Source organism: Verrucomicrobiales bacterium (assembly GCA_016793885.1).
In the GTDB taxonomy this organism is placed as follows: domain Bacteria; phylum Verrucomicrobiota; class Verrucomicrobiia; order Limisphaerales; family UBA11320; genus UBA11320.
In genome coordinates this window covers 44,921-57,463 of sequence record JAEUHE010000001.1, presented here as the reverse complement: position 1 = coordinate 57,463, position 12,543 = coordinate 44,921, and the positions used below count along the sequence as shown (strand labels likewise).

Below are 12,543 nucleotides of genomic sequence, written 5' to 3'. Positions count from 1 at the left end.
TAAGGCCTGGCCGGTTTAGACTCATTCTTCGGCTGGCGGCTCCACTAGAAGCTTCACTCGATAAAACCGATGGCTCGCTGCCAGCCGATCATCGATCGCCACCGACAGTGGCTGGCCGTCCAGTGAGGTCAGGCTTTCCGCCCCGGGAACCGGCAGGTATTCACCCTCCAGTGAGTCGCTGACGCAGAGCGAGTAGGTTTTCTGAGCGACCGTTGGCCACGACAGGGACAACCCTGCGCCCGCGGAAGGGGCGATCGACAAGGCCAGCACCGAGTTCTTATCCGCCGGATCCGTTCCGGCCAGCTGTTCATCGCCGTCCGAAGCGCCATCGCCATCGGAGTCGAGATCTGCAGGAAAGACTCGCACCGAGAGATCATCCACCAGCATCACCCCCTTCACATTGAGGGGCCCGGCCGAGACTAGAGAAATCAACATGCTAACCGCCTCCTCTGGCACGGTAAGCTGTTCGAAACGCCGCACAAATGGAGAGGCGGCAACGGTACCCGCCCATCCCTCGCTTTGTCCCCGAACAATGAAATGCTTCTGCAGCACCAGCCCTCCACCCGCCTTGAAGAAGAGCACGGTGAACCGCATATCGCCCGTGGTGTTAAAAAGCTCATACCACTGGAGATCGAGCAGCTCACCTGCCCGTGCCTTGCCTTCCAAGGATATCGTTTGATACCACTCCCCATACCCATTGTCGTTGTCATCCACCAAGGCGAGAGCATGGGAGCCACTCATAGCTCGAGCCGTCGAAACCTGGCAGACGCGTCCGTCCGAACCTCCACGGCCCCAACCGGCGGGCAGTCCAGCCCCCGGATCATCGAGATCACTTCCTTCTTCGAAGGTCGGGTTGGGCCAAAAGTTCCCCACCAGGATATCGCCGGGGGGCAGGACGGCGATGGAGAGATCGTCGACGACCATCACGCCAGTCGTGGAGGGAGATCCTCCGGAAACCAGCGAGACTTGGAGTCGCGTCGCCCCCGCAGGCACCACCAAACGATCCACCCGACGCCCCAACGTGGAGCCCGTCACAGAGCCGGTCCAGCCGGGACTTTGCCCACGCGCCACGTAGTGCTGCTCGCCAACCAGCGCATTCGCCGCGGTCCAGAACAGCACGGTGAGCCTCATTTCCCCGCCCTCCTGAACTTGGAAAGCCTCATACCACTGCAGCTTGAGAGTGTCCCCAGCGGCCGCTACGCCGCTTAAATCCAGGTTGGCATACCACTCTCCGAAACCCGCCGTGTTGGTGTCGACGACCGCCAAGGCGTGGGTCGGGCTACTCGCCAGATTCGTCGTCACCTGATTGATCCCGACATCACTGCCACCACGATTCCACGCCAACGGGGTTCCACCAGCCTCATCCAAATTTGTTCCTTCCTCAAAAGTGGAGTTGGGCCAGACGTTGCCGGACAACAGGGTGTTGGGAACGGTGGCAATGGACAGATCATCGATCAGCAGAGCGCCCAGGGTTTCCGCCGGCCCGCCCGAGACCAGGCTAACCCGCAGCTTCGCCGCCGCATCCGGAACCGTCACCCGGGCGGAGCGCTTGACCAGGGGCGAGGCGCCGATCGATCCAGACCACCCGTCGCTTTGGCCCGTCACCGGGAAATGGTTTTGTCCAACCACACCATCCGCTGCGTCGAAAAAGAGAATCGATACCCGCATCTCACCCCCGCTGATGTCATGCACCTGGAACCACTGAACCTGGAGCGAATCGCCGGGATTGGCACGCCCGCCGAGCCCCACGTCCGCATACCACTCGCCATAGTTGGCGGCATCGGCATCCACAACCGCCAAGGCGTGCGAGGGACTCTGGGAGTTTTCGGCACTGACCTGGTTGATCAGCGGATCACTGCCTCCCCGGTTCCATCCGGACGGGGTGCCCGTGGATTGGTCGAGGTCCTGGCCGCTCTCAAACGTCGGGTTGACCCAAAAATTACCGGGCAGGAGGATGGGTTGTCGGGGTTTGGTGACAGACACATCGTCGATCAGCATTTCACCCGTCACCGAAAGGGCTCCTCCCGAAACCAGTGAGAGCTGAAGCCGGGTGGCGCCGCTCGGCACCGTCAACGGTTCGAGGCGAGCCGTCAGGGAGGAGGAGGCCAAGTCCCCGTTCCAGCCCGCGCTGGCACCGCGCACTACGAAGTGGTTCTGGCTGAGCAGAGTGTTATTCGCACTCCAGAAGAGGACTGTCACCCGCATCTCTCCTCCCGCGATCTGATAGGCTTCCTGCCACCTTAGGTTGACGGTTTCCCCGCCATTCACGAGCCCTTCCAAGCTGAGGTTGGAATACCACTCCGCATAGCCCTGCGTATCCGTGTCATTCACCAGCAGCGCATGAATTGGGCTCGAGGACAGCGCGGTGGTCATCTCGCAGAGCGCCGGGTTGCTGCCACCCCGAGCCCACCCCGTCGGCGTGCCCGTCGGTAAATCTAGCTCGACTCCTTCCTCGAAACTGGGGTTAGGCCAAAAATTGTCGGCCGGAACTTGCGCGGTGCAGAGGGAGGAAAGTGAAGCGCTGAGGCCAGCGACCGCCCAAAAGCGCGACCAAGCAGGGTACGAAAAGGTCTTCATAGGATAAGTCGAGTCATGCCCCCTCAAGCCACCGAATCTAGCCCCGCCGGACGTGACGATGAGAAGTCCGGTGGAGGACAGATGGCCGGGGTACCATCCCGACTTACCGCTATAATGTTTGCCCAGTCAAGGGCAAACCCGGGAAAGAAAATAGCGGCCAGCCGTCCCCTCACGGCCGACCGCCTGGTGACTACTGCTCCCAAGCAGCGTGTTCTTTCACCAAATTCTCAACAGCGTCAATGGCCCAACATCCAGGGGCGGCGATTGCGCTTGGTGGAGCGTTGGAGCACCGGGCGGTCGGTGGCTCCGCGGCGTGGCGCATGCGAGTGCCCGCAGCCGGAGCTGCAGACATGTGGCGCATGAGCGCTGCGCTCATTGGTCTCGTGAGCCATCCTGACCGCCGGAGTGGTCCCGCGCAGGTTGACGACGGTGAACTGCTTTTGCGCCGGCCCACCGCACTCGGGACAAGTGGCGGACTGGCTGGATTGCTGAAGGGTTCGCATGAGGTCGAACACCCCGCACGACTCGCAATGATATTCGTAAATCGGCATACGGGTGTCCTCACTTGGCCACCGACAGGTCCGCTTTGCCTTTGATCATCTTGGTGGGACCTTTGGCCGTGGGCGTGATATCGAAGTCGAAGATCTCCGTCGGGATCGCCACCGTCGCACAGGCGTTCGGGATGTCGACAATGCCGCTGATCCGACCCTCCACCGGCGCAGTCCCCAGAATCGCGTAGGCCTGCTCGCCGGTGTAGCCGAACTTCTTCAGGTACTCGATGGCATTCAGACAGGCACGTCGGTAGGCCACGTGAGCATCCAGGTAGTATTGCTTTCCAGCCTCGTCGACCGAGATTCCTTCGAAGATCAGGTGACGGAGGTAGCGCGGTTCCACCGGGCTGGGTTGGAAGATCGGATTGATGATCCCGTACTTCTGCATCCCGCCTTTGATGACGGCCACTCGAAGATCGAGCCAGCCCGCCATCTCGATCGCACCGCAGAAGGTGATCTCGCCGTCGCCCTGGGAGAAATGGATATCACCCATGGACAACCCCGCGCCCTTGACGTAAACCGGGAAGAACACCCGGGATCCACGGCTGAGGTTCTTGATGTCGCAGTTGCCGCCATGCTCCCGGGGCGGGACGGTGCGTGCTGCCTCGCGCGCCGCGATCTTGGCCTTCTCCGGGCTCATGGTGCCCAAGTGAGCGGTGCTCGCGTCGGGAAGCGCCGCCAGCGGCGGAACGCGGCGGGGATCCGTGGCCACCAGGGCGGCCTCCCGCTTGTTCCAGGTATCCAGGAGCTTCTTCGACGGCAGGCATCCAATCAAACCGGGATGCATGATTCCAGCAAAGTTCACGCCGGGAATCTGCTTGGACGAGGTATACACACCGTGGAAATCCCAACACGCCTTGCGAGCCTCGGGATAGTGCTCCGTCAGAAACCCTCCGCCGTTCTCCTTGGCAAAGATGCCCGTGAAACCCCACTCGGAGTCCGTCAGCGTGCCGATGTCCAAAATATCAACGACGAGAAGATCGCCGGGTTCCGCCCCGACCACTTCAATCGGGCCGCTGAGGTAATGCACCTTGGTCAGATCGACATCGCGCACGTCCGCGGCGTTGTTGTTATAGCCGATCTGGCCACCGGTCCAATCCACGCACTGAACCCGAAATTCATCCCCCGGCTTGACCCGCGCAATCATCGGGATGTCCGGGTGCCAACGGTTGTGAATCACATCCTGCTGGTCCGCAGGGGTTTTCAAGTCGACCTCGATCAGCGGCTTGCGGGAAAGGCCCGGAGCGGCGGTGGGAGTCGTCCGCAAGGTGAATCCCTTCGCATTGGCCTTCGAGAGAGAGTCGACCAAACGATTTCCTGGGGTGATGATACTAGGTTTGGGGGAGCTTCTAGGCATAGGATTGGTGGTTGCTTTTGTTGTTGGTTGTGTTGCGGGTAAGAGGGGTTGCGCGTTTAGACAGCCAGCAGTGCTTTGACCTTGTTGGCATCGACATCCTTGCGGAGTTCTTCGTGAATGAATCGGCCGCGCTCCATGACGAGCACGCGATCGCAGACATCCATCATGAAGCTGACGACTTGCTCAGTCACCACGATGGCCAGGCCGCGCATCTGCCGAATTTGCTTCAGTGCGCGGGCGATGTCTTTGATGATGGAAGGCTGGATGCCCTCGGTGGGTTCGTCGAGGATCAGCACCTTCGGGTTGCTGGCGAGAGCTCGAGCGATGGCGAGTTGTTGTTGTTGGCCGCCGGAGAGGTTACCACCGCGACGCTTGCGCATCTCGAAGAGAACCGGGAAGAGGGCGTAGATCTCATCCATCGCGCTCTTGGACATCGGCCCCTTGGCACCGGTGAGGATGTTGTCGAGGACACTGAGCGTCGGAAAGATCATCCGACCTTGAGGGACGTAAGCCATTCCTGCGCCCACACGCTGAAAGGGAGGAACCCCAGCCAGCTCCGCATCGCCGACCTTGATCGAGCCACTGCGGGTCGGGAGGATCCCGATCAACGACTTGAGCAACGTCGTTTTGCCCATGCCATTGCGCCCCATGATGGCGAGGATTTCGCCGGGCGGAACCTTGAAGTTCGCATCGTAGATGACTTGGCTTTGGCCGTACCCCGAGTTGAGTTGGGTGATTTGCAGCATACTTGGTTGGCTTGGGTGTGTTCGCGGGTGGGAGGCGCCTGCGGGGCTCAATGTCCCAGATAAACCTCCTGAACCTTCGGGTTGCTTTGAATCTCCTCCATGGTGCCTTCAGTAAGGATCTTGCCCAGGTGTAGAACCGTCACGCGATGCGCGATGCGGGACACGAACTCCATGTCGTGTTCGATGATGATGATGGATCGCCCCTTGCAGATCCGTTGCAGCAGCTTGGCGGTTTTTTCCCGCTCCGCGGGGCTCATTCCCGCCACCGGCTCATCCAACATGAGCAACTCCGGCTCCTGCATCAGGAGCATGCCGATCTCAAGCCATTGCTTCTGCCCATGGCTCAGAAACGCGCCCTCCATATCCAGAAACTCGGAGAGATAAATCTCCTCGGCTACCTTGTGAATCTGCTCGGTCACGTCCGCGGTGCGACGGAAGGTGAGGCACCCGAGAACATTGCGGCCGCGCGGAAACGAGATCTCGAGGTTCTCGAACACCGTAAGATTCTCGTAGATGGAGGGAGTTTGAAACTTGCGGCCGATGCCGGCGCGAACGATCTGATGCTCCGCCAGCCCCACCAGCTCCCGGTTGCGGAACTTGATGCTTCCGGCGGTCGCCTTGGTTTTGCCGCAGATAAGGTCGAGCACCGTCGTCTTGCCCGCCCCGTTCGGACCGATGATGACGCGGAGTTCATCCTGGTCCAGATACAGATTCAGTTGATCCACCGCACGGAATCCGTCGAAGGAAACGGTCAGATCCTCGATGGCCAGTAAATAGTCAGTGGTTGAGCTCATGAGTTGGAACCTCCAGGGATGACGGGCTTGACGGACGCGGCCGCCACGTCTTGCGCTTCGGTGGAAGCGCGTTTGCGGTAGTTTCGAATGCGGGCAACGAGCGCGTCCCAACCGCCAGCGATGCCATTCGGAAAGAACATGACGACGGCGATGAACAAGCCGCCCATGCAGAAGAGCCACAGCTGCGGGAAGGTCTCGGAAAAGAGGCTCTTTCCGGTGTTGACCAGCAGCGTGCCGTAGACGGCGCCGAAGAGGGAAAGCTTCCCACCCACGGCGGCGAAGATGACCATCTCGATCGAAGGAACGATTCCCACCAGTGAAGGACTGATGAATCCGACCTGGAGCACAAACAGCGCCCCACCGATCCCGCTCAGCATGGCCGCCAGACAGAACACGAAGATCTTCAAGGCGGCCACATCATAGCCCGAGAACCGCACGCGATCCTCTTTCTCGCGCATCGCCAGGAGGAGCCGTCCGAGCTTGCTGCTGAGCACATAACGACAGAACAGGATGCTCGCGAAGAGCAGTCCGATGGTCACAAAATAGAGCACGTATTGCGCGGATTGGGTGCGGATATCCCACCCGAGCAGCGTGCGGAGGTCGGTGATGCCGTTACGGCCCCCGGTAAGTCCCTGGTTGCCATCAATACCCAGGGACAGGATCAGCGCCAGCGCCTGGGTGATGACGGCGAAGTACACTCCGCCCACTCGACGTCGGAACATGGCGAACCCCAGAATCAGGGCGAGCAGCCCGGGGACGGCCATAATGGCGATCACGGCGAACGGGAAGCTTTTGAACGGCACCCACAAGGCGGGGAGCGCGGTCAGCTGGTTCCAATCCATGAAGTCAGGAATTCCCGGGGTGCTTTGAATCTTGGTGCTGATGGGGTCCGAAGCCTCGAGCTTCAGGAACATGGCCATGCAATAGCCACCCAGTCCGAAGAAGACCCCCTGCCCCAGGCTCAGCACCCCGGTCTTGCCCCAAAGCAGCACGAGGCCCACAGCGACGAACGCGAAGGTCAGGTACTTCCCGACCAAGTTGAGGCGGAAGATTTCCAGCGAGAAGGGCAACACGACGCCCAGCAGCAGGAAGAGAATGGCGAATCCCCAGACTCCCTGCTTTCCGCCGATCACCGATTGGTAAAATTTGCTCATAGTGACGAGTTGAGTCTCAGCAGTATCGTGGAGGTTTACTGACGAACCTTGGAGGCAAACAGCCCCTGCGGCCGGATCATGAGAATGATGACGATGGCCAGAAGGACCACGACTTTGCCCATGGTTCCCTGGAGGAAGAACTCGGAAATCGACTGGCCTTGCGCAATTCCGAAGGCGGAGGCCACCGTCCCCATCAAGCTGGCCGTACCTCCAAATACCACCACCAGGAAGGTGTCCACGATGTAGCGCGAGCCGCTGTCCGGACCGGTGGAGCCAATGGTGGTAAAGGCCGCACCCGCGACACCCGCAATCCCGCAGCCCAAGGCGAAGGTGAAACGATCAACCATCCGGGTATTGATCCCCACGGCGTCGCTCATGACACGATTCTGCACGGTGGCTCGCATCTGAAGCCCGCGGCGGGACTTGAACATGAACAGCCACACGCCGGCGGTGAGCACCAGGGTGAGGCCCATGACAAAGAGGCCGTTGATCGGAATGTCGATGTTGCCGGTGGGTTTGATCGAACCCATCAACCATTCGGGCAGCGTGGGCGTTACCTCACGTGCGCCGAAGATGGAGCGGAACGCCTGCTGCATCACCAAGCTCAGCCCCCAGGTCGCGAGGAGCGTGTCGAGCGGACGCTTGTAGAGGAACCGAATCAGGCTCCACTCCACCAGCAATCCCATGAGAGCGCACACACCGAAGGCGATGACGATCGCCACCACAAAGTAGTAGGGGGCGAAGGCCGGAAATTTGTCGTGAACCACGGTCGAGCAGAGATAAACCACATAGGCGCCCAGCGCCATAAACTCGCCATGGGCCAGATTCACCACTCCCATCTGGCCGAAAATAATCGCCAGACCCAGGGCCATCAGGAGCAAAACGCTGAACAGGCTCAGACCTGAGAATCCTTGCATCAGCAGAATGGAACTTAGCTCAGAAGCGGTCATAGTTGTGAGATCGTAAGAGTTTAAGCGCGGAACGAACGGCCCATGCGGGCTGAGTTCAAATCCTCAGCCCGCATGGCAGAGACTCATTGATAACCCTTCGGGAACGGGTCGGGTTCGATCAAACCGGATTCATACAGCACCTTGGCCTGACCATCGGCGCCCCATTTTCCAATGCGGAGCTTGCTCCACAAATGGTGGTTCGGGTGAATCTTGACGTACTCCTCGGGAGCATCCTTGAATTCGATGCCCGGCGAAGCGGCGGCAATCTTGTCGATGTCAAAGCTTCCAGCCTTCTCGACAGCCAGCTTCCAAAGCCACGGCCCAAGATACGCTGCCTGGGTCACGTCGCCGATGACGCTCTTCGCGCCATACTTGGCTTTGAACGCTTTGACGAAGGCCTGATTGTTGGGATTCTCCAGACTCTGGAAGTACTTCATCGCCGAGTAGAAGCCGACCAGGTTTTCACCACCGATTCCGAGAACTTCGTCTTCGGTAACCGAGATGGTCAGCAAGGTCCACTTATCGGAGGTGATGCCAGCTGCCTTCATCTGCTTGTAGAAGGAGACATTGCTGCCACCCACCACAATCGCGTAGATGACATCCGGCTTCTTGAGCTTGATCTTGTTGATCAGGGAGCCGAACTGCGTATGGCCCAGGGCATAGTATTCTTCGCCCACCACCGTGCCCTTCAGCACATTCTCAATGTGTTTGCGGGCGATCTTGTTCGACGTTCTGGGCCAGATGTAGTCGGATCCAATCAGGTAGAAGGTCTTGGCCTTTTTCTCTTTGGCGATCCAATCCAAGCCAGCCAAAATCTGCTGGGTGGCTTCCTGTCCCGTGTAAATCACGTTCTTGGACTGCTCCAAGCCCTCGTAAAACGTGGGATAGTAGAGCATGCCGTTTTCTTTTTCGAAGACAGGGAGCACCGCTTTGCGGGAGGCGGAAGTCCAGCAGCCGAATACGGAGGCCACCTTGTCGTTGACGAGAAGCTTCTTGGCTTTCTCAGCGAAGGTGGGCCAGTCGCTGGCACCATCCTCGACGATGATCTTGATCTTTCGTCCAAGCACACCGCCCATGGCGTTGATCTGCTCGATCGCCAGCTGCTCAGCTTGAATGGAACCCGTCTCGCTGATCGCCATCGTGCCAGTCGCGGAGTGCAGCTGGCCTACGGTGACGGTGTCATCGGTCACCGCGAGCCCGGTCGTGTTGACTTCTGAGGTGGGTGGGTTGGCGGCGAACAAGGGCTGACTGGAAGAAAGAAATCCGGCGGCCGTCAGCAGGGGCAGCAGGAGTTTGAGGGAGTGAAGTGCTTTCATAGCTTATTAGTCTAATCCGGTCGGTTGGTTATGTTGTGGTGTCGGTTTGCAGGTCGCACTTCGCTATAGCAACCACGGTACCAACCTGAGGCGCAGGATCACTCGGTGTTTCATAAAGACTCATGCGCGAAGTTCTCGATGATCACCAACTCCATTCATTCGATGAGCAGAGGCCCGCGCTGTAGCGCCGTCGGTCGATGTGCGAGCCGGAAAACGGAAAGGGATTTTTCTGCCCATATGCACTGAACGCGTGATCGGAATGGAGATCTTTCATCCATTCAGCCGAGCGGCGAAGCATCAAACCGCGTCCCAGGCGCCAAAGTTCGAATGCGATGACACTGCGCTCATGAACCGAAAAGTACAGTGTGTCGTTTTCTGTTCATGATTCACGGCCTCTCCATGAACTCCTTCCTCTCCGCGCTCTCCGCGCCTCCGCGAGAGATTTCGGCAGTCCTTCCGAGTCAGGGGGGAGATCTTTTCTCGCGGAGGCGCGGAGAACGCGGAGAGGGAGAGTCACTGATGAACCACGGATTTCCCTGATTCCACGGATTAAGAATCCTGAAGGGATCGGAAGTGAAACTCCCTTCTTCGCATGAGTTCCTGAGGCCGAAGCCGAGAACCCGCAGGGTTCAAAGAGATTAGCCGGGGCGTGGAGCGCAGCGACACCCCCGGTCTGTCAGCACAAGTCTCAGAAGCCGGTGGCATCGCTGCGCGATGCTCCGTACTTTTCACGGTTCCGGGGGTGCGAGCACCCCCGGCTAGATCTCTTTGAACCCTGCGGGTTCGGGACCTGCCCGCAAAGTGTGAAACGCTGGCGTTGCCCCGCTCGCTCCCCTACCACCAGGTTCATGGCCCCGATTCACGTCCGTTCTTCGGAGGTGGCCCCTATCCAATCCGTGAGGTCCAGTCTCCCCGCACGCAGTGCCCTCCAGCAGGCCGTCGCGACATTTCCTACGTCATTCTTTATCACAAATGAGGTTCAAAATCCGACTCACCTCAGGTGAGGACAAGTCCGACAGGCTGCTAGGGAATCAGTCCGCGCTGCTTGAGCCAATAGGCAAGATCCCGGCTCCAGGGGTGGGCATTCTTGAAGGGCGGCTGGTCGGCGAGACCGATCCCGTGCCGCCCGTTCTGGTAAACATGGAGGTCAAAAGGCACACCCTGGCGCTGCAGCGCGGCGGCAAATTCCAGAGCGTTCTCCACCTTGACGCCCTTGTCCTCCCATGTGTGCCAAATAAAACAAGGGGGCGTCTCCGGGGTTACCTGAAGCTCATTCGACAGGGATTTGACCAGCTCCGGGGAAGGCTCCTTCCCCAACAGGTTGTTTTTAGAACCTTGATGGGTGTTGGGTCCCATGCTGATAACCGCATAACAAAGGACTCCGAAGTCAGGTCGAGAGCTTTCGCGATCAATGAGGTCGGCCGACGCTGCGTTCCCGGAATCGAAGTGGGTGAGCAAGGTGGACGCAAGGTGGCCTCCCGCCGACGAACCCATGATGCCCACCTTCTTGGGATCCACCTTCCAGGCGGCCGCATTCGCCCGAACCCAGCGCAGGGCGCGCGCCGCATCCTCAAGCATGCGTGGATGTCGATATCCCTGAGAACCCAGCCGATACCGGAGCACGAACGCACTGATCCCCTGCTGGTTCAGCCAGAGTGCGTAATCCTTGCCTTCGTGGGATGCCAGCCCACCATATCCGCCTCCCGGGCAGATCACCACGGCAGCCGTCACGCCGGTGGCAACCGCAGCCGGATAGGGGGTAACCGTCGGGATGTCCTTTTCCTCGGTGCCCAGCGCTCCCGGAGCGCCATGAGGCCACAAGGGCACGGGGTTTTGCTGCGCTGGCAGGGAGAGGGCCATCATCAGGACACCCAGAGCCAGTCCGATTGTGGGTCGCGAGGGAATCGTCATGCCCGAAGCATAAGGATCCGCCGCGAAGAAGCTCAACTCGGAAAGAACGGCGCTACGAAGCCCCAGATGTGAGCCTGGACCGCCTCGATTCCGGCCGAGGCATCGATGACCCGAATCCGGGATGGTTCGCGCTCGGCCTGGAGTCGAAAGCCGGCCTCCACCTTGGAGAAAAATTCGCGGTCTTCCTCCTCAAACCGATCCCGCACCCCGGGCGCGGTCCCCAATCGGGCGGCCCGGCGGCGCTCACTGACTTCGACCGGCACCGCCAGCAACAGAGTCAGATGCGGCCGGGTCGTTCCCACCGCGAAATCGATGATGGCACGCACCTGCGCCAGATCGAGGCCGCGGCCGTAGCCTTGGTAAGCAACGGTGGAATCGAAGAACCGGTCACACAACACCACCTCGCCCGCGTCCAACGCCGGCCTGATCACCTCGCGCACCAGTTGAGCGCGGCTGGCGTTCATGAGCAGCAATTCCGCCTCCGGCGTCATGGCGCGGTTGTTCTCGCTGTGCTTGAGGGTATGACGAATCTCCTCTCCGATCGGAGTGCCTCCAGGCTCCCGAAGCAGGCGAACCCGACGGCCGCAGGCGCGGAGACGCTGCTCCAGCAGCTGAATTTGCGTGCTCTTTCCCCCGCCCTCCGTCCCTTCGAAAGTAATAAAGAGACCCGAATCGGGGCGAGGTGAGAAATGCGTTTCGGTCATACTGAGCCACATGCTGCTCAGCCGTGGGAAAGAGAGCCAGTCCTAAGTCACACCGCGACCTAAGGCGCGCCTAATCCGCTTCTTCCTCGAGCGCCCGGTTGAAGGCCTCGGCTTTGCGAACGAACAGCATCGCTCGTTTGAAGTCCCGCTTGTGTTGAAGGTAGGCACCGAGTTTGTAGTAGCCTTCGGCCGAAGGTTTGTCGGCTACATGGTTGATCATAACCTGAAAGTCCGCCTCGTTCCACTGGCGCACGGACGGAGGCACTTCCGGGCGGGCCGAGGCGATCGAGATGCCCTCGATCTGCTGCATCACGACGTGAAATACCATCACGAGGATGCCACCGATCAGAAACCCCTTGAGATTTGGACGAACAAAAATGCCGTTATTGCCGTTCTGCATACAACTTCTGTTTCGTGCCGGTTTCCACCGTTGCCCCGGCTTCGGACACTCCAGGCACATGCACAAGTCGTGCCATGCCCTTG

General features: G+C 59.8%; 11 protein-coding genes. All 11 read right to left on the bottom strand.

What is annotated here, in order from left to right:
* Window positions 1-21 precede the first annotated feature (21 nt).
* On the bottom strand, window positions 22-2,577 hold the full coding sequence (locus JNN07_00225; GenBank protein ID MBL9166146.1) for a hypothetical protein: 2,556 nt from the start codon (window positions 2,575-2,577) through the stop codon (window positions 22-24).
* Window positions 2,578-2,813: 236 nt separating this feature from the next.
* Window positions 2,814-3,128, bottom strand: coding sequence for a zinc ribbon domain-containing protein (locus JNN07_00220; GenBank protein MBL9166145.1), 315 nt, complete (start codon window positions 3,126-3,128; stop codon window positions 2,814-2,816).
* A gap of 10 nt (window positions 3,129-3,138) precedes the next feature.
* Window positions 3,139-4,485, bottom strand: coding sequence for an acetamidase/formamidase family protein (locus tag JNN07_00215; protein ID MBL9166144.1), 1,347 nt, complete (start codon window positions 4,483-4,485; stop codon window positions 3,139-3,141).
* A 56-nt stretch (window positions 4,486-4,541) separates the two neighbouring features.
* Window positions 4,542-5,231 carry an urea ABC transporter ATP-binding subunit UrtE gene (gene urtE / locus JNN07_00210; protein MBL9166143.1) on the bottom strand — a complete coding sequence of 230 codons (690 nt, stop codon included), beginning with the start codon at window positions 5,229-5,231 and terminating at the stop codon, window positions 4,542-4,544.
* Window positions 5,232-5,278: 47 nt separating this feature from the next.
* Window positions 5,279-6,025, bottom strand: coding sequence for an urea ABC transporter ATP-binding protein UrtD (gene urtD / locus JNN07_00205; protein ID MBL9166142.1), 747 nt, complete (start codon window positions 6,023-6,025; stop codon window positions 5,279-5,281).
* Window positions 6,022-7,179 (bottom strand): urea ABC transporter permease subunit UrtC, encoded by a 1,158-nt coding sequence (gene urtC / locus JNN07_00200; GenBank protein MBL9166141.1) that lies wholly within the window; start codon window positions 7,177-7,179, stop codon window positions 6,022-6,024. Before urtC ends, urtD begins: the two co-directional genes overlap by 4 nt.
* A gap of 35 nt (window positions 7,180-7,214) precedes the next feature.
* Window positions 7,215-8,129, bottom strand: coding sequence for an urea ABC transporter permease subunit UrtB (urtB, locus tag JNN07_00195; GenBank protein MBL9166140.1), 915 nt, complete (start codon window positions 8,127-8,129; stop codon window positions 7,215-7,217).
* An 83-nt stretch (window positions 8,130-8,212) separates the two neighbouring features.
* Window positions 8,213-9,406: an urea ABC transporter substrate-binding protein gene (gene urtA, locus JNN07_00190; GenBank protein MBL9166139.1), complete on the bottom strand. Its 1,194-nt coding sequence runs from the start codon at window positions 9,404-9,406 to the stop codon at window positions 8,213-8,215.
* A gap of 1,062 nt (window positions 9,407-10,468) precedes the next feature.
* Entirely contained in the window at window positions 10,469-11,308 is an 840-nt protein-coding gene (locus JNN07_00185; protein ID MBL9166138.1) for an alpha/beta hydrolase, read from the bottom strand.
* Between the two features lie 80 nt (window positions 11,309-11,388).
* On the bottom strand, window positions 11,389-12,060 hold the full coding sequence (gene tmk / locus JNN07_00180; protein ID MBL9166137.1) for a dTMP kinase: 672 nt from the start codon (window positions 12,058-12,060) through the stop codon (window positions 11,389-11,391).
* Window positions 12,061-12,130: 70 nt separating this feature from the next.
* Window positions 12,131-12,460, bottom strand: a complete 330-nt coding sequence (locus JNN07_00175; protein ID MBL9166136.1) for a hypothetical protein — start codon at window positions 12,458-12,460, stop codon at window positions 12,131-12,133.
* Window positions 12,461-12,543 lie beyond the last annotated feature (83 nt).